This window comes from Oceanisphaera sp. (assembly GCF_052084945.1).
Classification (GTDB): Bacteria; Pseudomonadota; Gammaproteobacteria; order Enterobacterales; family Aeromonadaceae; genus Oceanimonas.
The window spans coordinates 1,458-26,898 of record NZ_JBQDEX010000021.1 but is presented as its reverse complement, the minus strand read 5'-3'; the positions used below and the strand labels follow the sequence as shown (position 1 = coordinate 26,898).

Here is a 25,441-nt window from a genome sequence, read left to right as displayed (position 1 = left end):
TTTTCGGCATCTACAGAAGATAAAGCTGACCACTTACTTAATCCGATTGGTATAATAAACGGTAAGACACACAAATAACGTTTATCTTTAACGTAAGGTGCACAGCTTATTGAAATACGAATATGGCGAGGAGAGCTCCCCGCCATGGTTTGGGTAGTTAGGCAACGACTGAGCCTTGTTCTACTTGCTGCTTTACCTTTTCTACAATATAGCCGCCAATGGGAATGGCAGAGGTAGCAGCAGGTGAAGGCGCGTTACACACATTAATGGTGCGCTGGGTATTAACAAATAAAAAGTCATCCACCAAGTTACCGTCTTTCGATACTGCCTGAGCACGAATACCTGCAGGGTATGGCGTTAAGTCATTAAGCTCTAAGCTAGGGCAATACTTGCGTACCAAGTCGAGATAACCGCTTTTATTAAGAGAATTTTTCATCTCTATTAAGCCAGGCTTTAAGTTTTTCATTAACACTTTTAAAATGCCAGGATAGGTGAACATCTCTAGTGTATCGCGCAGCGAAATATCCCGTTTATTATAGCCTTCACGTTTAAATGCCAATACCGCATTGGGCCCAACAGTAACAGTACCATCAATCATACGAGTGAGGTGAACACCTAAAAAGGGCATATTAGGGTCAGGGATCGGATAAATAAGATGATTCACAATCTGGTTATGCTCAGGTTTAAGTAGGTAATATTCACCACGAAACGGACAAATTTTAAATTCAGGCTCAATGCCCAACATACGCACCACTCTATCAGCCATCAGCCCAGAACAAGAAATAAGATACTTACCCTGAATATCACCTTGATGCGTTTTAACTACTACCTGTGTCGATTCTTCTTTAAGCCCAATCACTTCAGCGCTATAACGAATTTCACCGCCAAGTCGCATAAACTCCTTCGCCATCGCCTCTGTTACTTGCTGATAGTTAACGATGCCACTAGCCGGCACAAAAATACCACCAACGCCGGTAATATTCGGTTCACGCTCTTTTAATTGTTCGGCATTGAGCCAGTAGCGTTCTAAGCCGTTGGCTTCACTACGATCCCAAAGCGCTTGCATGTGTGCCATTTCTTGATCATTCGTTGCCACTAGCAACTTGCCACATTCGTCAAAGGGGATGTGATGCTCGCGGCAGAACTCTTTAGTGGCAATATTCCCCTCTAAGCAGAATTTAGCTTTTAAGCTACCTGGGGTGTAATACACTCCAGCATGTATTACGCCACTGTTATGCCCTGTTTGGTGCTGAGCTGGACCAGACTCTTTTTCTAGCAGTAATATTTTATGATCGGGATAAGTTTTTTTAAGCTGCCACGCGGTGGACATGCCGACGATACCGCCGCCGATAATGATGAAGTCAAACACAGTTGGGTCACCTTCGTAAAAGAGGCAAATGCCGGGGACCTGCCCCGGCGAAATAAGATGCCATTATTAGTGTTAAGAGTGCCGCCGCAGCCGCCATCCTGTCAAAGTGCTTATCCTTGATTTGGCTCTCTCAAGGTTTTTGTATGGGTAAAATAGCCACGTTGGCGCATTAACTCACGGCGCAGGCCATCATGAGCAATAAACTTATCACGACCATGCAACCAAAAATGGTTATTGATCAGCAAAAAAGAACCTGGCGCTACCGGTACTGATAATCGTTGTTCGCTAGTTTCTATCGCTTCAGAAAGGCCAGCTAACCACACACCTTCATCAAAGTCTTTTGGCTGCACAAACTGATCAATATAAGACATAATAGGCTGGCCACTCACATCAGTATCAAACACTGCATGATACACATCTTTTTGGGTGTTTTTGCTTGGCGGTGCGCCCCAGCGCATAACGCGATGCGCCATAGGATCGCTATAGAATGCAGCCAAATGCTCCCAGTCATCTAAGTGCAGTAGCAAAGAGTTACCCCCTTCCATATTCTGCTCATCAATTTTTAGCATCAACACATAATCAGTATCTTGCTCAACGAAGGTGCCATCGTTATGTAACTCCATCACCCGGTGAGCTTGGCGTAAGTAACTATCTGAATTGTCGTCATTTTTAACCACAAATCGCGCATAGTATTGACCGCTCATAGCATCAAAATTAGAGCGACCAAACAAATGGGCAACAGCAGTAGTAAACTTTACCATGTCTTCTGCTTGCTCTACCTGATTTAACCCTTCAGGCGTAATTATCAAGCCGCCGGTATCGCGATTTGCCAAAGTTTTAATCAATAGTGGCTGCAAGGCATGTCCACATAAATCATTCAGCAGCTGCGCCACTTTAAAGCGTAAAAAAGACTTATATTCTAGCGCTTGAACAGGCCATTCGGCGGTGGCATCTAAAAAAGCCTGTACCGTTTGCTCGTCAAAGCGAAGCTCTAACAAACGTTGAGAATAAGTAGACGGCGCTAAGGTAAAGCCTTGGTATTGGTTATGAGCAAAATCGGCAGTAGCAACATTAGACATGATAGCTTCCTTGTTCTTTCTAGTGTGTGGGTCAAATATCTTGAAAAGTCGTTGTTAGCCAATAATGTCGACATTATTGATTTGTGTCAATCTTATTTCCTAGTTTTATGATCTAAGTTACAATTTCGTTATAATCTAATAACAGTATGCTCTAGGAACCCGAAGACAATGACGAACCAGTCCAATATGCCACGAGAAAACCTCGCTCGTGCGGCTTATCAGCAGTTAAAAAAAGACATTATTCAGAGCCATTTTCGCCCCCACGAGAAACTACTGATGAGCACTCTAAAAACACGCTATGGCTTAGGCGTAAGTCCATTAAGAGAAGCATTATCGCAGCTGGTATCTGAACGCTTAGTTACCACAGAAAGCCAGCGGGGCTTTCGTGTTAGCAGCATGTCTATTGCTGAGTTGAAAGATATTTATGACGCTCGCGCCCAGTTAGAAGGGTTAATCGTTGAATTAGCCATGGCCCGAGGCGATGACTTATGGGAGTCAAGAGTGGTAGCGGCGCATCACGCACTAAGTAAGGTTAATCATATTAAAACGGTGGAAGATCAACTAACGCAGTGGGATTTACGTCATCAAGCTTTTCACCAGGCGGTGGCCGACGGTTGTCAGTCTCCACAACTGTTAGTGGTGCGCCAAACCTTAATGGATCAGGCTGCTCGCTATCGCTACCTTTGGCTTAAACAAACTGTATTTAGCCAACAGGCATTACAAGAAAAACAGCAAGAACATCTAGTCTTGTTTAATGCTCTACTGGCACGAGACTGTGGTGCTAGTAACATGATGCGTGAGCACCTGATGGGGCCCGTGCCCATTATTAGCCAAGTATTAGACGAACAGGGTGTTCGCTAATGACTGCTTTGTACGCGCACGCCCTGTTCACCAATAAATTTGCTGCTTAAATATTTCAACAGCAAGCCATAGGCAGGCACAAATAAAGCGAGACTAAACATTAGTTTAACGCCGTAATCAACCATCGCAATTTCTACCCAGTGTTCGGCCATAAAGGCATCGGGGGAGCGGTAAAAGGCAAGTCCAAAAAAGACCAAGGTATCCACCAGATTACCGAATATAGTGGAGCAAGTTGGTGCCACCCACCAAGCTTTAATTTGGCGCAGTCGGTTAAACACCGACACATCCATGATCTGCCCTAATACATAGGCCATAAAGCTTGCCAGCGCGATACGCGCCACAAATAAGTTAAATTCGGATAAGGCTGCCAGACCTTGGTATTTGGCTTCAAAAAATAACACCGATAGCACATAGGAGCTCGCCAGCGCGGGTAGCATCACTAAAAGGATAATACGCCGTGCCATGGGCGCACCAAAAATACGCACCGTAAGATCGGTAGCTAAATAGATAAAAGGGAAACTGAGCGCGCCCCAAGTGGTATGAAAACCAAAGAGCGTAAAGGGTAGCTGTACCAGATAGTTACTGGCAGCAATAATAGCGACGTGAAATAAAGACAGCCTAAATAAGGCGGTATTGTACTGCTGAGGTGAAATAACCATGTGTTACCTTTTTTAATATGGGGTTAGGGAACCCATTCCGGAAGTGGCGCTTGGTAGCTAGGCATTAGTATAACCAGCCGCACGGCATTAACAACGGTATTCGTTTAACCCACTCTGGAATGTTTGCGCGGCTATACTACTCTTTCCTTGCGCGCTTGTCTTCACTTGAAAGTAAACTCCATAATCGTAAACCAAAGACATTCACCCCCAGCCCCAGCATTACCAGCACAGCGCCTCCCCACTGTATTACAGCCAGTTGTTCATCTAGCAACCACACAGCTGAACTTAATCCGACCACGGGCACTAACAGCGAAAATGGCGCTACCATGCTAGTGGGGTAGTGTTGTAATAACCGGCTCCAAAGTCCGTATCCCAGCAAGGTGGCCACAAAGGCTAAATACACCAGGGCCAACAGGCTATTACTACTAATATGGCGCAAAGCCGCTGTTATTTGTGTCGGCCCCTCCAGCCACAGTGACAAGGCTAGAAAAGGTAAAGGCGGCACCAAATTTCCCCACACAATAAGACCAATGAGGTTCACTCGACCTATTTTTTTGGTCACTATATTGCCCAGCGCCCACATAGCTGAGGCGGCCAGCGTTAATCCTAACCCCAGCATGGTCGTGGTGCCGTCACCACCGTAACCTATAATCGCCAATCCACTTGCCGCCACGAGTAAACCCATCAGATGCACAGGTTTAATCTGCTCACCTAAAAACAAGGCCGCAAACAACAGGCTAAAAAAAGCTTGAGACTGTAGCACCAGTGACGCAAGCCCCGCAGGCATACCATTAGCCATGGCGTAAAACAGCAAGGCAAACTGACCTAAAGAGATGGTGCCACCATAGGCGATTAACCAGCGCCAAGGAATAGCAGGCCGCTTCACAAATAGCACCGCAGGAAAAGCCACCAACGTAAAACGCAGGGCTCCCAGCAACATGGGCGGCACTTCATCTAGACCCACACGGATCACCACAAAGTTCATGCCCCACACGCCAATAACCACTAAGGCTAATAATATATCTCTAGGGGCCATAATCAGGCGTCCTGTTTAGTGACTGATAACAGACCATTTACGGCTGATGTCTGACCGCTGCCGCAGACTGATTCCATTGCTGGGTTAGCCAATCAGCCACCTCTTGGTCTATGCTGCTGACGGGTTGCAGCCAAGCACAATCGGCATAATGCTGAAAGCACAAGAACAACTGACAACCTTCAAAGCGCAGCAGCCATTGGTGATAATCAGCCCCTTGTTCACGCTCGATAAGCTCAAGGTCTAACTCGGTAAGCAAACGCTCAGCCCATGGCGCAAAGTTATTAAAGGTGAGCGGCTGGGCCGTTGTTAACATAGTGGTGGTCATTATTTCTCTCATAAATAGCCTGATGCTGAACATCATTATTTGCCATTGCCGACTACTTATAGCTGGCGTTTTCTCTGCGCTAATACGCCCAATATAATAAAGAAGCCGCAACAGGCCCAGAGTAGCCAAGTATTACTGAGTAGGACGAGTTGCTTGGCTACAACAGGCGTTAAAAATACGGTTAACGCCCCGTAGCCAACCGCACACAAAAGAATAAAAACGCCAGTACGCAATATAAAGTGCAAATGGCTCACCTGTCGCCTAACGATGCGGTTTATATCATCACCAAATATCACCAGGCAGGTGGTCACCATAGCGAGGGCTATCTCTCTGATATAAGGGCGCAGTAAGCCACCCCACTCGCTAAGTAACGAGCTTAATAAATCCATCAATGCGCTAATCCCATATTAAGTAGACGCTTAAGAACTACACGAAATGTCTAAATCGCTGGCCCAATCGGGAGCGGGCATGGCGTAGGCATTAAATTCTGGCTGCTCGTCAAATGGGTTCGCCAGCAACCTTAATAAAGTATCCGCTTCAGCCATATCGCCCTGCTCTGCTTGGTCTATCGCTTGCTGTGCCAAATGATTACGCAAAATATACTTAGGGTTAACCGCATTCATTTGTGCTTCTTTATCGGCTTGGGAGCGATTCTCTTGTGCTAATCGAGCCTGATAACGCACCAACCACTGAGCCCACGCATCCGCATCACTTAATAGCGTTAACAACTCAGCCGGTACCTCTTCTGAGGGAGTTAGCTTTGCCAAGCGACGGAACCAACAGCTGTAATCCACTTGTTGCGCCTTCATTAACGCAAACATATCGCGAAACAACGCCGGATCGTCATCTTGCCATTGCAGTAACCCCAGCTTCTGGCGCATGCCTTCTGAATAGGCCATCATTAATTGTTGCTCGTAGCCACCCAGAGCCTGCTGCAACGCATCCATTTCAATTACGCCTGACAAAGCCTGCGCCAAACGCTGCAAGTTCCAATAGCCCACCGCCGGTTGTTGATCGTAAGCATAACGGCCGGTGTGATCCGAGTGATTACAGATATGATCAGGGTCATAGGCATCTAAAAATCCGTAGGGGCCATAATCAAGCGTGAGGCCCAACATCGACATATTGTCGGTATTAAGCACCCCATGACAAAAGCCCACCAACTGCCACTGGGCAATTAAGGTCGCGGTTTTTTCAATCACCCGCGAAAATAAGGCGGCATAACCTGTTGCATCTGTTGTTAAGTCTGGCCACTGGGTCTTTATTAAATAGTTGAGCAAGGTAGGAATACGCTCTGGCTGACCACTGTAATAAAAGAACTCAAAGTGGCCAAAACGCAGGTGACTATGTGCCGCGCGCAACAAGCCCGCCCCAGATTCAACTTGCTCACGATACACAGGCTCTTGGCTACCGACTAACGCCAGCGCCCGCGTAGTCGCAATACCTAAATGATGCATGGCTTCTGATGCTAAATACTCGCGCAGCGAAGAGCGCAGCACCGCTCGACCATCACCAAAGCGTGAGTAAGGGGTTTTGCCACCGCCTTTAAGGTGTAAGTCCCAACGCTGGCCATTAGGTGCAATCACCTCGCCCAACAACATGGCACGCCCATCCCCTAGCTGTGGGCTAAAACCACCAAATTGGTGGCCCGCATACACTTGGGCAAACGGCTGCATACCCGCTATTAACTGCTGTCCACTGGTCATGTCTCGCCAGTGTGCTTCTGGCAGTGCCATGCCAAGTTCATCGGCTAAGTCTTTATTTAATAACAGTAACCTAGGCGAGCGTAACGGCGCTGGGGTAACTAAACTGCCAGCCCAATCAAACTGGGCGTATTGGTTATCCATGCGCATGTTTCTGTCCTCTTAAGGTGAGACGTTGTTTAATTTTACTATTTACTTATTTTATACTGTTACACCTTGCATAACGATGGCGAATAAAGCAATACAGTCTACATAGTCGCTTTTATCTTACTTTAGCCACAGTGCCACATCATGCAAAAATAATATAATGAGAAAAATAATAACGGAGTTGTCATGAAAAAACGAATCACTGCCCTCACGGCTTTGGCCCTACTGAGCGCCCCTGCAGTTGCTGATGGCAACCCAGATGCCGGCAAAGCAAAGTCAGCAGTATGTGCGGCCTGTCATGGTGCTGAGGGCATATCTTCTATGGATATTTATCCCAACTTGGCCGGTCAAAAGGAAGGTTATTTGGTGAGTCAGTTGCAGCATTTTCGTGACGGTGAGCGCAACAATGCCATTATGGCCCCTATGGCCAGGCCCCTATCAGACGATGATATCGCCGATTTAGCCGCTTATTACGCCAACCTTTAACAGCCGCTGCCCGCCGTTAGCAATAAGCTGAGTATATTGCTTTTTCTAACAGCTAAAAGCTAATCGCTTTTTCTTCTAGTCTTGTTGGCGCAATAAGGCGATAAAGGCACGACCGTAGCGCGCCAGCTTAGTGGCGCCAATGCCATTAATCCTAAGTAATTCGGCTTCGGTTTTCGGCCGATAACGCGCCAGCTCGGTAAGGGTAGCGTCACTAAATACCACGTAAGGCGGCACGTCGGCTTCATCGGCTAACTGTTTACGTAACTGGCGCAGTTGTTGAAATAGCGCTTTGTCTTCGGGACGCGATAATGCCGCTTCCCCTTTATCTTTAGACTTAACTCGCACCACTAATCTTGGCTCTGCGAGCTCGATGACAACCTCACCGCGCAGCACTGGCCGTGCCGCTTCAGTCAGTTGTAACACCATATTGCGGGTAATATTTTGGCTGAGTAGGCCTGAATGAATGAGCTGGCGGATCACACTCACCCAGTGTTCTTGGCTTTTATCTTTACCAATGCCATAGGTTGAGATCTTATCGTGGCCGTATTCGCGAATACGTTGCGTATCAGCCCCGCGCAATACTTCCACGACATAAATCACACCAAAATTTTGACCAACGCGATACACGCAAGACAAGGCTTTTTGGGCATCTTGAGTGCCGTTGTAACGAGTCGGTGGATCCAGGCAAATATCACAGTTTCCACAAGGCTCTCGTTGATACTCACCAAAGTAGTTCAATAATACCTGACGCCGACAAGTTAACGATTCAGCAAACGCCGCCATCACGTTTAATTTGTATAACTCAACCTGTACTTGCTGGGCATTTTCACTTTTTTCTAATAGCCGTCTTACACGACCTACATCGCCGGGATCATATAAGAGTAGCGCTTCTGCGGGCAGTCCGTCACGACCCCCTCGGCCAGTTTCTTGATAATATGATTCAATGTTTTTGGGAATATCAAAGTGCACGACATAACGCACGTTAGGTTTATCTATGCCCATGCCAAAGGCCACCGTGGCCACCACAATATCAAGATCGTCACGAATAAAACGCTCTTGTACCGATTGACGAACCTCAAGTGGCAAGCCCGCATGATAACTGGCCGCTTTATGGCCACGCGCGATTAACCGCTCAGCCATTTCTTCAACGCGTTTACGACTAGAGCAATAGACAATACCGCACAGGCCTTGCTGCTCAGAAACATAGCGCAGCAGCTGATCGGCGCCCTTAAATTTTTCCACCAAAGTATAGCGAATATTGGGGCGGTCGAAGCTGGCGATATGAATAAGCGGATCGGTGAGATTTAACCGACTCAGCATATCTTGCTGCGTGGCTTCATCGGCAGTGGCGGTAAGTGCCATTACCGGAATATGGGGAAACCACTGTTTTAAACGACCCAGCAAGGCATATTCAGGACGAAAGTCATGACCCCACTGCGAAATACAATGCGCTTCGTCTATGGCAAATAAGCCCAATTCAAGTTCACCAAGGCGCTCCATAAACTCATGCTGTAACAAGCGCTCTGGCGACACATACACCAATTTTACTTCACCCCGGCGCATGGCAGTAAAGTGACGATGCATAACTTCGCGACTCAAGGAGCTATTGATATACACCGCTGCCACGCCATTGGCCACCAAAGTATCAACCTGATCTTTCATGAGAGAGATCAAAGGTGATACCACTATGGTTAGCCCAGGCCGCAATAAAGCAGGAATTTGATAACAGATCGACTTACCGCCACCGGTAGGCTTAATCACCAAGGCATCGCGCCCTGCAATGGCTGAGTCGATGATCTCTTGCTGGCCATCACGAAAGCTCTGATAGCCAAAGACCTGCTGCAACACCGCCAACGGCGTGTCGGGAATGGGGGCGGGATCAGCCTGTTCGATTAAGGAAGTCATGTCAGCCTGCAAGATAAAAGCGGACCCTTATTGTAGTGCAGAGAGCGCTAACAATGAAGTTTACCGTGTTAGATGAAACACCGTCATCTTTATGAAACAAGGCTGCCAATAATAAAGTGCGCTTTTTAAATAAAGTGCACGCCCGCTTTAAATAGATCTTACAAGCTAAAAAATAGCCTTACATTTAGCGCTACCAGATACTTCTTGGGTCGCTTTCGCTAACATTGTTGATATCTTTTGAATATCCGTAGTGTCATAAATGCGCCCTCCTGTTGCCTTAGCAATACAGCTTGATGGTATAGCATTACCAATATCTAGCACATTCACTTTTAGTCTGGGCTGTTCACGAGCAATGGTTTCTGCCACTTCACATACATTACCACCACACCCTTCCTGACCATCAATAAACATAAAAATGACCGCATCATTATTGCGCCCATCCACCTTACTAGCAGCATAAGCCAAACTCGCGGCTAGGGGAGTGCCTGTCCCTAACTTTAACCCATGTATACGCTGCAACAGTGCAGGCCGTTGCTTGGCATTAAACACACCGTGATCGGGTTGATAGCCACAACTATCAAAAGAAATTAACCGCACATCTATATCAGCGTGCAGGTTATTCACCATGTCGGTCAGTGCCTTTTTCGCTGTTACTATGCGCGTGGGCGACGCCAATATTTTACGAGTTCGCTCATTACCACCGGGAATTTTTTTACCCGTTTTAAAATACCAGTTTTCATCATCAGGGCTCGTTTGCAAGTTCATCCACATAGAAGCCGATGTATCAAAAATAGTCACAAATTCAGGAGGCGAAGTGCCTTCAGGACTACACGCATAACTGTCTATATTAGAATGATTGAGCCACCAATAGACTAGCCAGCCCAGTAGTAAGCCCAACAGTAACAACAGCAGCAGAGGCCACAACCAGCGAGGGCGCCCATAAACTTTAGTCACAATGCGCGGAGAAACGACAGACGGTTTAATTACAGCCGGCTCTGGTTTTGGTGTTGGTGGCGGTGGCGGTGGCGGCGGTGGCGGCGGTGGCGGCGGCCCCCAGCGCACAATGACAGGATCTTGATTAATACTGTATAAATTAGCTAAGTTTGGTTCACCAAGCAGGCTCTGTAAGGTGTTTGCCTGCTCAGCTCTGCCACGTTTGTTTAATTCATCGATCAGCAACTGCAATGACTGTTGACGTTGGCTATACTTTTTCAGCAATAACTCTTGCTGTTGTTCATCGAGGTCTGCATACAAAATGGGCTGACCACCTAAGGGGCTCCACCACTCTAAAACATCACCGTCCCCAGCTTTTGGCAGCGCATACAGACTTGCCACACTTGGTGGAAAGTGTTTAACAATCAATGCAACTTTAGCATCTAAGGCTTTTAGCGCCGCATAGTAGGGGTAGTTCTCTATAACCACTCGTTGCATTGTCAGTCGCTCATTATATAAATTATTATAAAGATACAAATTGTTATAAAGATACATTTAGCAAAAAGTGAACTAGGTTACTTTGTTAAAACCATACCTTTACGATAAATAATATTAGGGAAACACATAAACGCATGTAGAGCACACTTTTGAATAGTGGCCAATGACTACACAAGCAATTAGCCACTATTCGATAGGCTTAAAACACCCAACAATTATATGCAGGATCTGTTCATGCGGACGACCTAGTTAGTAACCCAAGCTCATCTGTAAGCGACTCACTTTTTTCCGTAGGTTTTCTAACTCCGCTTTCTTTTGAGCAATGGCGGCAGGGTCATTTCCTAAGTCTTGACTGTTTAGTGCAGCCATTTCACTTTCTAGCTCACTAATTTGTTGCTGCACCGACGACTTATCACCATGACGCCCTTTAAGTTTCTGTAATAAGCGGCCTAGCGATTTATCAAGCTGTTGCTGCTGTCGATGTTGCTCATTCAAAGTGAGCTTAGTGTCAGCTTGTTGCACTAAAATGTCTTGGTAGACTTGCTCAAGCAATTCCTTTTCGAGCTGAGCATTATGTAGCTCTTGCTCTTTCGCACGGACTTCCCCACCGTAACCGGTTTTATCTTTAGCAAGCGCATCACAACGCATTTTCGTTATCAAACTTGCGTCGTCATCCCATGCCTGACACTCTCCTGGTGCGGTGGCACAGCCACTTAACACTAATAATGCGCCAACGATAAGTGTCGTGTGTTTTAAAATAGACATAATATAAATTAACCTAAAGTAATGGCTGAACGTTGATTATAAAGACCATCAACTTCTTGTTGTAAGTTATTTACCTTAGCGTTCATTTGAGCTATTTCTATTTCTACTGCTGCCACTTCATTTCCAGCACCAGAACTGCGCTCAAGTTTAGCCACGTCTTCATACTCGGTCACTTTTTTACGCATATTGGCTAACTCTCCACGCATATAATTAATATTACTATCTACTTTAGCAATTTCTTTTTGCACTTTAGCCTGATCGATAGCCTTATTTTTCATATCACGCTCAACTTTTGCTAACAACGCTTTATCATCAGCAATGACTTGGCTTACTGTTGCTGTGCGAGCTACTATTTTAGCGCTATCTTGTTTTACATCTTGAGTCATCAGGTGCAAGCGTTCACTGGTATTCGCATATTGTACTCGACGCTGATCTAGATAGTAGTTAGCACCAATCGCAACACCACATGCAGAAATACCGGCAATAATCGCACATCTTGCTTTATTACCAGAGTTAGACAACATACAACCCACTACCCCAACACTGGCAGCCGCTGCACACGCTTGTAAGCCAGATTTACTAAAAAACTCAGCCTCATTGCCTGACGTTAAGCGAGTATCAACATTACCGTTTAACGACGAACTGCCAGTGTTTGCACAACCACTCAGCAGCACACTTCCTGCAATAAGTACACTTGCCAGTATTTGGCGAGAAAATAAAGTATTCAGATTCATTTTTTATCCCTTATTTATTATTAATATAAATTAGTGCTCGTTAATCACATTTTTACAGGTAGTTAACCATTTATTAGTATCTATTTTTTGCTTTTTTAAATATTGCTGTTGGTTTTCCCAGTGTGCAGCTAAATAAGGCGCTAACTCTGTTAACTGGGGATTACGGCTAACCAGTTCTTGCATTACCGGAACCTGCGCTGTAATCGCTTTTTCACCATATAAAGAAGCCGACTCCACTAAACTACTCGCGTAATAGCGACTTAGCTTATGTAGTCGACCTTCTTGTTCACCCAGTTTGGCTTTACGCTTATCGCAACTAGAGCCTGGTTCATCAGTGTCTTCACAATTAAGCACATAGTTATGCTGCAAAAAATCAAGGTAACGACCATCATCAAGCATTTTGGTACATAAAAAAGCGCCTAAGTTAAGGCTGGCACGAATTGCTAGATCTTGCGCTTCTTTCTCTTTTTGATTACTGGCACGCAGCTGATTCTCAAGCTTATTGAGTTTGGCTTTTAACGCGATATCTTCAACCCCAGATGCCAACTCTTCTAACTCTTCCACCGCTCCTTTCTCTTCCATTACGGTGTCGCTTTTCCCCAACTTATTCCAGCTCTCTTTAATCTCTGCTATTTTCTTACGAGTGGTTAAAATCGGAGAAACTAACGCAAAGCGCATACCGGTTGTTTTGCTCCGGGTTTGCTTACCGTTGTTATAATAAAAATGTTCGGTACGTAAAGCCGAGTTCAATTGATCCTGTCCTTTCAAGTAGTTGCTGCCACGCACTACATATCCCCCCGCTTGACCATGTAAACGATCTAATTTATTTAAGCGAAAAGATTCAAATATCATTTCGTCGGCATTACCCAATATATCGTGTAACCCTAAAGGGTTAGGCTTTAGTAAGCCTGCCAACTGCAGTCTACCGTTAGCTGATTGAGGGCCTGTAAACCACTCGTAAGCATTTACCCCTTCGGCCATAGGGTAGCGATCACTTCGAAATTCAGAGGTAGCCACGTCTAACCCTCCACGTGCAGCAAACTCCCACTCAGTTTCGGTAGGCAGTCGTAAAAAACCCAGATAACCATCCGTGTTTGGCACAATGTCGTCTGCATGCTTATGCAACCAGAGGTTATATTGATTAGCCGCTTGCATGGCTTCTAACCAACTGTGAGAAACAGCTGGCAAGCGCAACTTATTAGAAGGTTTAGGACAATTCTCTTCCATTAACGCTTGATACTGCAACTGAGTCATTTCATATTTAGCTAACAAGTAATAACGAGACTCTTTATCCTCGTTTTCAGAGAAGCTGCCAGAAATAAAAACAGGGCGACTATGCTGGATGTGAGCCAACTCGCCGCCATCTTGTCCCAGTATAATGCGAGAATCAGCCAATGGGTCTGCATTCAAAACATAGACTTTGCGAAACGCCATTGCGCCCTCACAGGGCATAGGTAAGATCACATCGTCTGCTAATGGCTTGGGGTTATAATACTTTTCATCCCAAGCTGCTAGTGTAGGTAGACTAACACCAGCAGTTAACGCCAAGGTAAAAGCCAGAGCACCAAACTTATTATAATTCACGCAAACTCTCCGCAGGTTGAATACTCACGGCACGTACCGCTCCAATAAGGGAGACCAGCACTGCTACTATAATAGACAGCGCTAACGCAACTAAACCATGTAGTAAGGTGATTTCACAGGCAAACTGCCCAGTTTTTTCACTGGTATTTAAAGTAGCATTAAATAACTCACTGCCCACCCAATACAGCGCCATACCGCCGATATAGGCGATTAGGCTAATAAATATCGCCTGCAATACTACATACCAAGCGATGCCTGAACGGGTGAATCCTAATAAACGTAATACCGCTAAATCTTTATGTTTTCGATCAATATTGGCTAAAAAAGCGCCCACAAGTGAGGCAATACAACCAATAAGTGCAGTGAGTGCGACTATGCCAAAAATAAGCCCTAATACTCGGTTAATCGCTTTTACATTATCGATTTCTCGTAAACGACTGCTGGTTTCAATATTTTGACTGTTAAGCCACTGCTCTAAAGACGCTACTTGGTCAACATTACTCGCATAAATGCGAGCGCGAGCATATACGGCAGTGCGATCGTTAAGCTCAGTTCCCGAGTCGACTCCAAATTTGGGTAGGCGAAACCCATCACGAAACCATTCTAAATCCAGCAATAAAGGCACTGCAACAAACACCGCTGGGCGCCCAAACTGGGCCGCCTCCAGCACAGCCACCACAGTTAAAGTGAGCTCACCACGCTCATTCACTCCATCTAAACGCCGAGCAACCCTAAGACGAATGCTATCTCCTGCATCTACACTTAGCCGTCTCGCTGCACTAGCACTTAAAATCACATCCTGCGCTTGTAAAGCACTAAGTTGTGTATTTAGTAGAGGGTCTTGAGCTGCCGTGGATAATACTTCGGCATTCTCAATAAAATGGCTACGATCCACAATTAAGTCAGCTTGGGTATTAAGCGAACGCGTCTGACCGATAGCAAAACCGACTTCTGAACGTGCACCTAGCGTCTCTAACCATTCATCGGTGTAATGGCCGCTGCTCAGCATACGAACTTGTAGGTTAGCGGGGTCTTGCAGTAATTCATCCTGCAATTGCCCAACCACGCCATGTTTAAGCCCAAATAACAACAACAAAGGTGCAATCACTGCCACCAAAGAGGCTGTAATACATAACGAAACCTTACGATCATGCCAGAGGTCTTGCAGTGCAAGTCGCGCCAGCAGCTGAAATTGTTCAAGATTCAAGATCAAATTGGGTCTCTCCTTGCCGATAGGTGGCCACCATACGCGGCAATGAAAAATCCTGTAATAAGCCCCAATCATGAGAGACCACAAGCGCGCCCATTTGTAATTCGTTCACTAACGATAAAAACAATTCAAACACGGTATGAGCGCTGTGAGGATCTAATGATGCAGTAGGCTCATCCGCTAAAATGATATCTGGCTCATGCGCAATAGCCCGTATAAACGCGATACGCTGTCGCTCTCCAATGGATAAGGCTTGAGGGCGCTTACCCACTAAATGGCTCACATTTAAGCAGTCCAGAGCGTGAGTGACTCGTTCTGATTGTTCAGTGAGCCCTAACAAGCGGCGTGGCAGTTGTATATTCTCTGCAACGGTTAAAAATGGCAGCAAGCCACCACTTTGTAGCATAAAACCTAAATGCCGCGCCCGTATGGCTGCTAACTCATCATCAGTATGGGCAGCTAACAGCGAGGTAATATCTCGCTGCGCTCTACCTAAACGATATTGAGCCACACTGTCGGGGCGCAATAACAAACCTATGCACTCTAATAGCGTACTTTTACCACAGCCACTATGACCGGTAATGGCTAACACTTGCCCAGGCTGCAGCCGTAACTTAGGCAATTTAACCTTATGCTGTTGCTCGCCTTCGCCCCGATGTACGGACAATCCCTGTATTTGTAGCATAAGGCCTCACGGCATCATTTCTAACGGAACCGGATAGACATCATCACGCGCGTCACTATCTGGTGCCAAGGATACCCAACGATCTACATCAGCGTTATAACGCTGATAATGGCGTAGCTTAATGCTGAGGTTACGGATGAACTTTTCTTGGTCTAAGCCATTCCAGCTCTTCCAGGTTTCTTCGTCTAGGTTAAGAACATCGCTGTGATAAGGTAGGTCTTCTAAATACTCCCCCATCACGCCCAACTCAGCGAGCTTAGTATTATCACTTTGCTGCAGCTGGTTAGGGTCAGCGCCCATAGTGGCAGCCACTGAGCGTAGCTGGTTAAACATCTCTGATGGCGAAATAAGGCCCGCATTAGCGGCTTGCACTATCTGCTGCATGATATCACTCAGGTCACTTAGCTGTGCTTTGGTCAGCAGTACGCGCACATCAGTAGTAGGCACATTTTGCTTAATTAAATCGCGATCACTAATCCAGGCCTGAAATACCGGTGGGGCTTTTGCGCCCGTTTTACTCCCTAAGTAGGCCAGTTGCATGGCATGGCCAATAAGAGCGGCGTCATCCAGCATTTTTTGCTGTTCGACATCTTGCTGCTGTTGCTGTTTTGCGTCAGCATCTTTAACTATCTGAGAGTTTTCTGCGCTGCCAATGGCGTTATCCCCTCGGTACACTGACTGTACTTGCTGGGTGATAATATCGGCTAATGAATCTACTTTTTTTCCATACTCTTCAACATCTCCCGCATTTACTGGGTAATACAAAGAGGTATTAGTTGCGCCGTAATTGGACAGGTTGCGATACTGAGCCTCTGCGGAGGCATGGTTATGTTTACCCTCTGGGGTTTTTAAGTGCAGAGTATAAATAGCGACGCCTGGATTGGCTGCTTCCATTCTAACTTGTTCAGCACTTAGTCCTGTACCTGAATGTTCGCTATCGCCTTCAATGGCGCCTGAATCGGTAATAAGGACGATATAACGGGCACCAAACTCACTCCAATCGACATCGTCAACGGCCTGCATTATTCCTGAGTATGGATCTTCGTCCCACGACACAGTCGAGACAGTCGCTTGTTTAAGGTCAGCAACTTTATTTAAGAAGTCGTCACCGTCTTTTACCTGATTGGGGTTGGCATACATTTTACTTACATACTCAACACCTGGGCGCGCCTTAATACTTGAGCGATAAGCGACTAAGCCAAACTTTACTTGATCTAGCAACCCCTCATCTTCTACCTTTTCATAGACGCGGCCAATCGCTTCACGGGTACGATCTATATAAGGGTCCATAGTAATAGTAGAGTCGATAACAAAGACAACAGCGGCACTAAAAGCTTTAAGCTTATCGGCTATATCGGCATCTTGATGGCCTAATGACTCTATATGGTTATCGTCACTGGCCTGAGATAAGGTGGTATCGCCATCTTTAGTCACTGAAGCTATATTTAATAACCGAGTGCGAAAGCCCTCTTCAGTCATTATTTCTTCACCACTCAACACAGGCAGTAAATAAAATTGCTCTTTTAGATCAACAAAAAACTCTGGTTCTTGCGCTAAAACCCCCTGTGCTTCGCTATTTTTTTTCAGTTGGCTGCGTAACGGTATTACCTTGCTGACCGGATCAGGCGCATCCAAGATATCTTCTAAGGTTGAACGCTCTTTAAAAAATAACAAACGGTCGCGATTTGCAGGGTTAGTAAACGCCAGTGTGAGCTGCATTTTCCACTCAACTGTACAGTTAGCCGGCAACCAACCTACGGTATTACCAAGACTATCTGGCCCTACTTTAAGCCACTCACGATCCGGCGCCTGACTACGTTCATAGACATAAAAGCGGCTAAAGGTTGGTTGAACTTCACCGCCACTCTGGCCTGCTTGAGCCGTTAACTCACAGCCAGGTGAAGTTAGCACCCGCTGATATAATGTTTTTTTCCCTTCCTGTAGCAGGGGCTTGTCGGTGGCAAAGGCCAGCGAGCTGGTGCTGCCGACAACTAGTAATGCGGCAGCCGTTAAAGACTTAGTTATGCATCTCATTACTCAAGTTCTCCTAAACGCTGCTGTGCCAAGGCATTCTCTGGTTCTACACCCAAAACCGTTTCATACCAATAACTAGCTGTAGCGTCATCAGACTCACTAAAGCACACATTGGGTTGATGAAACTTGGAGTCATACTCTTGTGCATAAGCTAGGGCAATAACCGCATCGCCACTTTGTGCACGATTCGCATATAAGCGCTGTGCTACGCCACACTTCTCTTGGGCTTTAGCATCGGCAATAACCGCCAGCATTTGCTCACTACTCAGGTCTTGCTGAATACAATTTTGTACAAAATTTAATTCGCTTTGACTGTCTAATCCTGCACTAGAGCAAGAGGTCTCATCCGCTTTCTCAGCTCCCATAGACCCACCAATACTTGGTTTCAGTAACAACCAGGCGGCACCAGCAGCTATCGCCAATAACGCAATAATTGGCAATATAATGAATAATGGATTTATGCGTTTTTTCGCCACGGGAGCAGGGTTCGACGACGGCTGAGGTGTAGGCGAAGGTTCAGGCGTTGGCGACGGTGGCAATTCATCTACCGGCTCTGGTGTTGCAACCACATCAACAGGCGGCTTAGCCGCAGGTTCTGATACAACAGGCGTTATCACTTTAGGCTGTGTAATATTGCCGGTTTCACGAGTCGACTCCGTCACTCCCCCCGCAGCTGATGATAATAATCCATCAGATAAGCGCACCATGCCTCGGTCACTTTCACTACCTGGCCCTTGTTGTAGATGCAGCTGATAACTGGACGTGCCACTGCTTTCTAATATTGGGTCTAAAATATCGCCACCTATTAGCCCTTCAAGATGACCATTTTCATCTTCGTTTAGCGTAACAGGAAACCATACGGCATTAGTGCCCCAGTCTTGATTCTGTTGCAGGTAATAGCGGTCTTGATTACGCTGAATACTAAACTCTAGTCCCTCACGATCTCCTTCCCACTTTTTAATGATCAGTCGCGCTTGCCCCGGTACCACTGGGTTTTGTGGTTGCAATTGTACATTTATACTCATTGAGTTTTCTCATCCTTAAAGCGGGCCAATATTTCTCCAAGCAACATGTTTTGTTCAGCAGAAATACCCCGTCCGGCACTGTGCCCGGCATTATCTATGGTGTTGTAATAAAGGGCCGATAACCAATCAAGCATAAAGAGACGAGCTTGATCCAAAGGTTGCACTGGCAACTCAGGTAGCTGACCTATTTCAACACTAGGGCCTGTAGAATATAAAGGAGCTTTCTCACCCATCAACTGGGTCTTGCGTAATGCAATCGGCTGCTCTAACTGACCCTGCCAAGCAATAAAGTCACCTAACACTAATTGTGCAGAAAGCACTTGCCCTTGTGCTAATTGCTCGCGACGAGCTCCACTTTGGGCTCGTGCTAATGCCGCTTGTGTGAGACGGGCGGGGATTTCATGCCGATAAGCTGAACTAATAAGCTCCTCGACCAACATGTCCATTATCTTACTTTCTACACCCAGCAGATTAAGCAAGTTTTGCCGGCGGCTTAAATTTTGTAGGTGATGAACCCACTCTTTAAATACCGCCTGAGCAAAGCGATGCTCGTGCGTCTGTAGATCCACATTACTGATTGACGAGCTTTCCTTAACAGGTGCATCCGACGGATCGGCAAACATATTATCAAAATCAAAACCTGTATCTTCGGCATAGAGGCTAGCCGCAGGCTTCATTTCAAGCTCATCTGGCTCAAGATCGTCTTCTGTGTCGTTAAAATCACCGGTTAAATAAAGATCGCGTATCGGCTCATCTTCAAGCTGCAAATGGCGCAATATTTCACCCAAAGCTCGAGTTTTATTACCTAACGCTTTTAAGAGTGCTTGAGCCTGCTGCTGCTGTTTCAGCTCAGCATCGTTTCTGTCACCTTCATGCCAATGTTCTAAACTTTGAGAGATTTGGGCACGGCTAGACGTTAGCTGCTCTTGGATGCGCTGTAATTTAAAGTCGATATTCGCAACTTTACCCAAATATTGGCTAATATGCTGAATACCACCATGATCAAGCGCCAGCATTGCCTGCCAAGCTTGAGCTGGTTCACCGACATGCAGCTTGACCGACTCGGTGCTGGCAAAGGTACTTTCCATCAGCGCAAGCTTTTCTTGATAGCGTTCAACAATATTAAGCTCTTGTTCTGTATCTGGGCACAGTTCAATAAAAGGCACATCCATGCGCGGCTTTCGTACCAAGAAAGTATTATTGAACGGCTTTCCCCCCGACCAATTTTGCATCCATTCATATTGACCAAAACGCTCTTGCATCGTCATTTTGATCAGTCCATCCCATCCCTCTTTAAGCTGACCCTCATTGCGATTGAGCGCATTACTGATAGCCATATCGCACATTGTAAGCGCCCAGATTAAACCAGGGGCCCGCTGGCCTCGCTCTTGTGCATCTTTACCTTGCGTTTTCTCAATCCACCGCGTTAATACTGGCCCTACATCATTCACATCACTTTGCTTAGCCGAACTAGTACAGACCACTAGACTGTTCATCTCTTGACTGTCAGTGTAACGCTCAAATAAATAGGCGACCTTACCGCGCAATAACAATTGAGAGACAGGATTACCCCCTTCGCTAGACTGGTTCCCCGCTTCGCTCACCGAGCAAATACTTAACCGACCGCGATAACCAGGGAAGTCGAGTAAGTCCACTTTTTCTACCTGCGGGTCACGCGTAGGGTTCACAAGAGGAAAAGTTAACTCGGCCGTTAAGGTCGCCAACTGCGCCAGTGAAATGTTCACAGGGGCACTTGGTTCACCCTCTATCACAGGGCAAACTTCAATAGAAAGATCACGCGAGCTTCCCAAACGCTCCAGCATATCCACGTTCATAATGCTGTCGTGCTGGCTATAGCCATGATCAGCCGGTGTGACTAAGGCGCTCAATGGCGCAAAAACCTTAGTAGCCCCTTGCAAGCGCTGCAGGGTCGCAGCCAACTCACTATAAATGGTGGTTAACTCTGTTTGCTCGCCCCATAAAATAGAGAACAAGCCGGCTCTTTGTTGGCAATTCAACCGTGGCGCTAGCTTTAACACTTCCGGCCAATAATGTAGTTCTAACTTACTTATCGACTTAGAAAAACTGTCATTCAAGTAATCCCACAACGACACTACATCGTCGGCGGTTACTCCCGGCTGCGGCTCTTTACTGGCTTGTGACTCGTAACGCTGTAGTGCTTGCGAAACGCGATCTTCATTTAATTCGTATTCTACTTTTTCACGATTAAAGTCGTTAAACCACGAGTTGGCCAATATTTTAGCCAACTCAATTTCGCTAAACAGCTTCAGGTCTATCGGAAACGCTGCCGGTCCCGACTTGGCCGTTCGACTAAAGCGCGTCACTAGGCCAGTGGCTTCTTTGCCGCCACCCACGGGGTTGATATGCTCAATAAAATCTAGTGTTTTGTCACCATACTGGGTTTCTAATTCACCGTTTTTCCCCGCCGCCAGAGCAGAAATTAAGTAGGACTTGCCTGCCTGAGAGAGACCAAAGAAACCCATGGTCATGGGGGTACCTGCCACACGACCAAGATCTCGTGCCAGATTACGGGCACGGTGTAACCTAAGGTTTATGCCACGAGCTTCGGTATCAAGCTTTGGCGCATTCTTGCGCGCATCAGCTACCCAATCCAACACCTGATCGGCGTCTTGATATAAATTTTGCCAGTCGGTCATCAACTGCTGCTGTTGTAAAGTTAAATCACTCATGTTCTTTTCACGCTTCCACTGTCAAGCCAATATTTACTGTCACCCAAACCGTCTGCATCCAGCATGGTGTTCAGCGACAAAATAAGATTTTTATTGCTAAAATCCTGCTTATTGTCACCCACACCTATGCTGACCCTGGCTATTTCTAGGCGGTCACTAATTAAGTCTGAATCGCTGGATGGTTTTCTAGGTGGTTCGGCGACCTTAAATTGAACACTCAGTGGCACAGGGCCGCTATCGCGAGTCAACTTGGCGAACATCTCTTTACCTATACGAGTAAAGTCTAAGGTGTATAACGGTGAGGCAGCCCAACGAGGCGAGGCAAGTTGGCGAAAGCCGATACGCATAAAGCCGCGCATTTCTAACTCTGGTGTTGCTTCGTTTTCATCTTCAGGCAGTTTAATTTTATTATCTTCGATGGTGATATCGCGATACAAAACGTCATCACTACCAATGGCATTTTCTTGGTCGAGAATGCCAATATGTTTAATGGTCGAATAAGGTTTTAATGCCGAAGCCACAAAATGAAAGTTAGAAATGCTGTGATTTGCACACAATAAACACAGCATGGCTCCTACCGCTGCCGTACTCTTAGGATCATCAATCAAGCCATTTTTATGGAAAGGGTACCAGCCCCCAGTACGGTAACCTTGCAACGGTAAGATACGGTCTGTAGGCACAGGTAATAGTTGTCGAATATATGCCTGCACGCCAGGTAAGCGTGAAGGACGACCGGTAAGCAGTAACATATCGCAAGGGTAATAAGCCACCACCTCACACAAGGCTGCCAGCGTTTTAGTGATATTAAACTTATCACTCAAAAAGTCTTGGTGTAGCTGCACCAAGTTTAGGCTGATGGTGATATCAAGTAAGTTAAACTCAACACTCGCCCCAGCGGTGCGACGAATAGCGCTATTTACATATTCTAGTACCCCATCGCTTACCGCATCATCACCCAAGAGTGCTTTATAGGTATATTGAAACAGCTCTTGGGGCTGCTCAGGTACAAACTGCTCATACTCTTTAAGAATAGCTAACGCCAAGGGAGTAAATACTTGCAAGTTAAGCTGTTGACGTAACACCTGATCTCGGGCATCTAAGCTTTCCCCTCCGCACAGGCGTGACATTAAGGCATCCGGAGCCTCAACTCCCGCCGCAGCTAATGCTCGAGTGAAACCAGGCAACACATAATGCTGAATAACATCCAACACTATATCGTCACCGGCAATTTTAAAGCCATCGCGAAAGCTTTGCTCTGGGCGTATATAGGCATTACTGCCAACCGAGCCCCCACCATTACGATCTAAGCTGTAATCGGTGACGACTAAATCGGTTGTGCCGCCGCCAATATCGATGGTGGCCAGCGTAATTCGCTCGCGGTCGACTTTATCTGGCCGAGCTAAAGTAGCAAATAAAGCTTCTGGGTGACCGGCAAAGTTACGGTTAATTTCATTATAAAGGTAGACCAGTTGGCCACAAGAAGCCTCATCCCATTCCACTCGCACCTTAGGCATAGGAATACGCAACTCATTAGTTTCTGCACTCCATGGGTCTTCATCGCTCGCATGCCACCCCATACTTTTCCAAACCAAGCCAATAGCCTGTTTTAAGCGCTCATTTAAGATGCTGCGCTCCGCTAACGGCATCCCCGGAGGCACTGTCAGTATAATGCTGTTCAACTGACGAGGCGTGCGAGCATGCCCCTGACGAGAACGTTGAGCTGGGCTATTAATTTGGCATAGCGCTTGGGTCAATACTTCAGCCAACATAAAAGTCATTAGCGAACTACGAGAATACAGCGGCGTAAACACCGGCATCCGGTCGTCTTCCTCAAGAGCATATAGTGCCTCGCCAATATCATTGATCATAAACGAGAATGGTGCGGCCGTTGCGTAAGGTTCAGAGTCTGTTTTTATATAACTATTATTAAAGCGCCAGCCATGGCCATAGGACTGCTCGTCCCATAAATAACGCTTGGGGCTAGATAAACCGGTGGACCCTTCGGTTCCACGGCGCAGACTGGCTAAACGACCGGCCTCTTTACCTACCCGAGCAATTGTTGGCCATTGAAATGCATTGTGCCGACCGCTTTTTACTGAGTGATGGTCTTTGCCAAAATTAGCCTGAGAAAATTCAATGCGGCTTTCAAACGGGTCTTGATATACTTGCTCAGGGGTAAGGAGATCTCGTAATTGCAGCACATAGTTTTGGCGCATGCCTGATCCGGCCTGCCCATGATTTTCAATTAGAATGCCACAGGTACGTGAGTTACCAACATCCAGTACCAAATCAACCGGGATTGGTTTAATCAGGCCGGTAGCCTCATTAGCAACCATACGAATATCTGGAATTTCGGCTTTAGGCTCTTTCTTGGTTTGCTGTTCGGGCAACGGGCGGCTAAACAAACTTAATAAATTTAAATAGTGGGCTTGGTAATGTAGCTCGTCCAGTTCTTCATCTACGTCTTCTCGTAAACGATCAGCATTAGCTTCAGTAAATACTTCTCTGAGCCAAGCATTTACCCACTCTTGATCTAAAAACCAACTCATTTCCCAAGTATGGCAAGCCATACGAAAACTAACTCCCGCGCTAACGTCTTCACTATTAGGAGCTAAATAGTTGGTGCCAGCATGTGACATTATGCGTGTATCAAAGGCGAGTGTTAACCGATGAGTATTACCATCGACATCAGGCTCTTGCAATTTAAGTAACCGCATACGAGCCCAATTTCCAGGACCTTGATCAAAATGATGCGGAGGTTTAAAGCGAAACACTGGGCATGGCACCCACACACCATCAAGCAAGTCGAGGCTGGCTTTCATGCTAATATCAAACTCAGAATTGACCTTCTGTATCGAGCCTGAACTTGACGGATAAAATAAATAATCTTGCTCATCATTATTAAGCAATCGGGTAAGCAGTTTCCTTTCACTGCTAATAAAAACAAATTCACCTGCCGCCTCTTTGCGCTCATCAAATTTCAGCGCAAAGTCCATAAACTGAATGCCTGTATCACTAACCAGTGCAACCGTTTCTTCAAATTCTGTTATCTCAGCCAACATTTAATTAAGCTCCGCCTTGCTCGTCTGCATTACGCATAGTCATAGGAAAGGTTTCATTACCGTATCTGCCGGTGCAGTCGGCCATACTTAGTGCATCTGGTTTACAATTAACAGCGGGCATATCGTAAACACCACCATCGCTACATTTCGCTTGGCCTTGACTGTTGATCGCCAAATTACCATTATCTATACCAGCTGATACTGGCCCAGTGCAGCTTACACCATCGCTACGGCGCACAGTGACATCACCTTTACCATCGTTAAATTGATACTCTAAGCGCAATGGCTTTCCGGTTCGTTGATCTTGAATCCCTCCTTTGGCTTTCCAATGACCGTTCAAAAAATCAACTGAACTATTAGTGTCGGCTTGAGGTGGAATACGTAGACTCTCAGGCTCTGGCGTATCAGTAGCGGGAAGTTCTGGCTCACCCGGTTGCTCCGCTGGCAACGCTGCTGGTTCAACCGCTGGCTCTAACTCTGGCGCGGTCGACTCATCAGATAAGCTCGACGCCGTTGTAGCCGGCTCACTCTCAGGCTCCGCCCGTCCATTGCTATTGTCGGAGTCTACAGCTGAAGCAGGCTCTTCCCCAGTAGAGCCCTTCTCATTAGGCATGTCCATTGACGGCATAT

Annotated in this window: 21 protein-coding genes; 2 read left to right on the top strand and 19 right to left on the bottom strand. The window is 46.3% G+C overall.

The annotated features are described in order from the left end of the window. Nucleotides 1-157 precede the first annotated feature (157 nt). Together lhgO and glaH are read right to left on the bottom strand one after the other, a co-directional pair. Nucleotides 158-1,369: an L-2-hydroxyglutarate oxidase gene (lhgO, locus tag ACTHY5_RS03495; RefSeq protein ID WP_441876432.1), complete on the bottom strand. Its 1,212-nt coding sequence runs from the start codon at nucleotides 1,367-1,369 to the stop codon at nucleotides 158-160. Between the two features lie 110 nt (nucleotides 1,370-1,479). Further along, a complete protein-coding gene (gene glaH, locus ACTHY5_RS03490) occupies nucleotides 1,480-2,448 on the bottom strand; it encodes a glutarate dioxygenase GlaH (RefSeq protein ID WP_441876429.1) in 969 nt (322 codons plus the stop codon). A 168-nt stretch (nucleotides 2,449-2,616) separates the two neighbouring features. Between glaH and csiR the strand changes: the two genes are divergently transcribed. Beyond that, on the top strand, nucleotides 2,617-3,309 hold the full coding sequence (csiR, locus tag ACTHY5_RS03485; RefSeq protein WP_441876426.1) for a DNA-binding transcriptional regulator CsiR: 693 nt from the start codon (nucleotides 2,617-2,619) through the stop codon (nucleotides 3,307-3,309). Here the strand turns inward: csiR and ACTHY5_RS03480 are convergent. The 5 genes from ACTHY5_RS03480 to ACTHY5_RS03460 form a co-directional block, all read right to left on the bottom strand. Further along, nucleotides 3,306-3,968, bottom strand: a complete 663-nt coding sequence (locus ACTHY5_RS03480) for a 7-cyano-7-deazaguanine/7-aminomethyl-7-deazaguanine transporter (RefSeq protein ID WP_441876423.1) — start codon at nucleotides 3,966-3,968, stop codon at nucleotides 3,306-3,308. The genes csiR and ACTHY5_RS03480 overlap by 4 nt on opposite strands. 136 nt (nucleotides 3,969-4,104) lie before the next feature. Next, the gene (locus tag ACTHY5_RS03475) at nucleotides 4,105-5,004 is read right to left on the bottom strand and encodes an EamA family transporter (protein ID WP_441876420.1); all 900 of its coding nucleotides are present in this window, start codon (nucleotides 5,002-5,004) and stop codon (nucleotides 4,105-4,107) included. A gap of 37 nt (nucleotides 5,005-5,041) precedes the next feature. After that, complete coding sequence (locus ACTHY5_RS03470) at nucleotides 5,042-5,329, bottom strand: DUF3630 family protein (RefSeq protein ID WP_441876417.1); 288 nt, start codon at nucleotides 5,327-5,329, stop codon at nucleotides 5,042-5,044. A gap of 56 nt (nucleotides 5,330-5,385) precedes the next feature. Next, complete coding sequence (locus tag ACTHY5_RS03465; protein WP_441876434.1) at nucleotides 5,386-5,718, bottom strand: DUF3392 domain-containing protein; 333 nt, start codon at nucleotides 5,716-5,718, stop codon at nucleotides 5,386-5,388. 30 nt (nucleotides 5,719-5,748) lie between these two features. Further along, complete coding sequence (locus ACTHY5_RS03460) at nucleotides 5,749-7,182, bottom strand: protein adenylyltransferase SelO (protein ID WP_441876415.1); 1,434 nt, start codon at nucleotides 7,180-7,182, stop codon at nucleotides 5,749-5,751. A gap of 183 nt (nucleotides 7,183-7,365) precedes the next feature. Here ACTHY5_RS03460 and ACTHY5_RS03455 point away from each other — a divergent pair, with 183 nt between their 5' ends. Further along, entirely contained in the window at nucleotides 7,366-7,665 is a 300-nt protein-coding gene (locus tag ACTHY5_RS03455) for a c-type cytochrome (protein ID WP_441876412.1), read from the top strand. 75 nt (nucleotides 7,666-7,740) lie between these two features. On the opposite strand, the gene recQ is transcribed toward ACTHY5_RS03455, so the two are convergent. The 12 genes from recQ to ACTHY5_RS03395 all read right to left on the bottom strand — a co-directional run. Further along, a complete protein-coding gene (recQ, locus tag ACTHY5_RS03450) occupies nucleotides 7,741-9,570 on the bottom strand; it encodes a DNA helicase RecQ (protein ID WP_441876409.1) in 1,830 nt (609 codons plus the stop codon). Nucleotides 9,571-9,735: 165 nt separating this feature from the next. Continuing rightward, nucleotides 9,736-11,001 carry a VWA domain-containing protein gene (locus ACTHY5_RS03445; RefSeq protein ID WP_441876407.1) on the bottom strand — a complete coding sequence of 422 codons (1,266 nt, stop codon included), beginning with the start codon at nucleotides 10,999-11,001 and terminating at the stop codon, nucleotides 9,736-9,738. Nucleotides 11,002-11,250: 249 nt separating this feature from the next. Then, nucleotides 11,251-11,766 (bottom strand): hypothetical protein, encoded by a 516-nt coding sequence (locus ACTHY5_RS03440; RefSeq protein WP_441876404.1) that lies wholly within the window; start codon nucleotides 11,764-11,766, stop codon nucleotides 11,251-11,253. Nucleotides 11,767-11,774: 8 nt separating this feature from the next. Continuing rightward, entirely contained in the window at nucleotides 11,775-12,500 is a 726-nt protein-coding gene (locus tag ACTHY5_RS03435) for a hypothetical protein (RefSeq protein ID WP_441876401.1), read from the bottom strand. Nucleotides 12,501-12,530: 30 nt separating this feature from the next. Next, nucleotides 12,531-14,084, bottom strand: a complete 1,554-nt coding sequence (locus tag ACTHY5_RS03430) for an SUMF1/EgtB/PvdO family nonheme iron enzyme (protein ID WP_441876398.1) — start codon at nucleotides 14,082-14,084, stop codon at nucleotides 12,531-12,533. After that, a complete protein-coding gene (locus ACTHY5_RS03425) occupies nucleotides 14,074-15,297 on the bottom strand; it encodes an ABC transporter permease (RefSeq protein WP_441876395.1) in 1,224 nt (407 codons plus the stop codon). The genes ACTHY5_RS03430 and ACTHY5_RS03425 overlap by 11 nt, the downstream gene beginning before the upstream one ends. Next, nucleotides 15,281-15,979, bottom strand: coding sequence for an ABC transporter ATP-binding protein (locus ACTHY5_RS03420; protein WP_441876392.1), 699 nt, complete (start codon nucleotides 15,977-15,979; stop codon nucleotides 15,281-15,283). Before ACTHY5_RS03420 ends, ACTHY5_RS03425 begins: the two co-directional genes overlap by 17 nt. Before the next feature lie 6 nt (nucleotides 15,980-15,985). After that, a complete protein-coding gene (locus tag ACTHY5_RS03415) occupies nucleotides 15,986-18,013 on the bottom strand; it encodes a vWA domain-containing protein (RefSeq protein WP_441876389.1) in 2,028 nt (675 codons plus the stop codon). Further along, nucleotides 18,013-19,038 (bottom strand): hypothetical protein, encoded by a 1,026-nt coding sequence (locus ACTHY5_RS03410; RefSeq protein WP_441876386.1) that lies wholly within the window; start codon nucleotides 19,036-19,038, stop codon nucleotides 18,013-18,015. Before ACTHY5_RS03410 ends, ACTHY5_RS03415 begins: the two co-directional genes overlap by 1 nt. After that, entirely contained in the window at nucleotides 19,035-21,749 is a 2,715-nt protein-coding gene (locus ACTHY5_RS03405) for a putative virulence factor (RefSeq protein WP_441876383.1), read from the bottom strand. Before ACTHY5_RS03405 ends, ACTHY5_RS03410 begins: the two co-directional genes overlap by 4 nt. After that, nucleotides 21,746-24,811, bottom strand: a complete 3,066-nt coding sequence (locus tag ACTHY5_RS03400) for a virulence factor SrfB (protein WP_441876380.1) — start codon at nucleotides 24,809-24,811, stop codon at nucleotides 21,746-21,748. Before ACTHY5_RS03400 ends, ACTHY5_RS03405 begins: the two co-directional genes overlap by 4 nt. A gap of 4 nt (nucleotides 24,812-24,815) precedes the next feature. Further along, nucleotides 24,816-25,441: SrfA family protein (locus ACTHY5_RS03395; protein ID WP_441876377.1), on the bottom strand; the 626-nt coding region annotated here is incomplete at its 5' end.

Bases quoted from the DNA above. Each gene is read 5' to 3' on its own strand.
- csiR (WP_441876426.1), top strand. From the start codon at position 2,617: ATGACGAACCAGTCCAATATGCCACGAGAAAACCTCGCTCGTGCGGCT.
- glaH (WP_441876429.1), bottom strand. From the start codon at position 2,448: ATGTCTAATGTTGCTACTGCCGATTTTGCTCATAACCAATACCAAGGC.
- ACTHY5_RS03445 (WP_441876407.1), bottom strand. From the start codon at position 11,001: ATGCAACGAGTGGTTATAGAGAACTACCCCTACTATGCGGCGCTAAAA.
- ACTHY5_RS03470 (WP_441876417.1), bottom strand. From the start codon at position 5,329: ATGACCACCACTATGTTAACAACGGCCCAGCCGCTCACCTTTAATAAC.
- ACTHY5_RS03480 (WP_441876423.1), bottom strand. From the start codon at position 3,968: ATGGTTATTTCACCTCAGCAGTACAATACCGCCTTATTTAGGCTGTCT.
- ACTHY5_RS03475 (WP_441876420.1), bottom strand. From the start codon at position 5,004: ATGGCCCCTAGAGATATATTATTAGCCTTAGTGGTTATTGGCGTGTGG.
- ACTHY5_RS03410 (WP_441876386.1), bottom strand. From the start codon at position 19,038: ATGAGTATAAATGTACAATTGCAACCACAAAACCCAGTGGTACCGGGG.
- ACTHY5_RS03455 (WP_441876412.1), top strand. From the start codon at position 7,366: ATGAAAAAACGAATCACTGCCCTCACGGCTTTGGCCCTACTGAGCGCC.
- recQ (WP_441876409.1), bottom strand. From the start codon at position 9,570: ATGACTTCCTTAATCGAACAGGCTGATCCCGCCCCCATTCCCGACACG.
- ACTHY5_RS03400 (WP_441876380.1), bottom strand. From the start codon at position 24,811: ATGTTGGCTGAGATAACAGAATTTGAAGAAACGGTTGCACTGGTTAGT.
- ACTHY5_RS03435 (WP_441876401.1), bottom strand. From the start codon at position 12,500: ATGAATCTGAATACTTTATTTTCTCGCCAAATACTGGCAAGTGTACTT.
- ACTHY5_RS03415 (WP_441876389.1), bottom strand. From the start codon at position 18,013: ATGAGATGCATAACTAAGTCTTTAACGGCTGCCGCATTACTAGTTGTC.
- ACTHY5_RS03420 (WP_441876392.1), bottom strand. From the start codon at position 15,979: ATGCTACAAATACAGGGATTGTCCGTACATCGGGGCGAAGGCGAGCAA.
- ACTHY5_RS03460 (WP_441876415.1), bottom strand. From the start codon at position 7,182: ATGCGCATGGATAACCAATACGCCCAGTTTGATTGGGCTGGCAGTTTA.
- ACTHY5_RS03465 (WP_441876434.1), bottom strand. From the start codon at position 5,718: ATGGATTTATTAAGCTCGTTACTTAGCGAGTGGGGTGGCTTACTGCGC.
- ACTHY5_RS03405 (WP_441876383.1), bottom strand. From the start codon at position 21,749: ATGAGTGATTTAACTTTACAACAGCAGCAGTTGATGACCGACTGGCAA.
- ACTHY5_RS03440 (WP_441876404.1), bottom strand. From the start codon at position 11,766: ATGTCTATTTTAAAACACACGACACTTATCGTTGGCGCATTATTAGTG.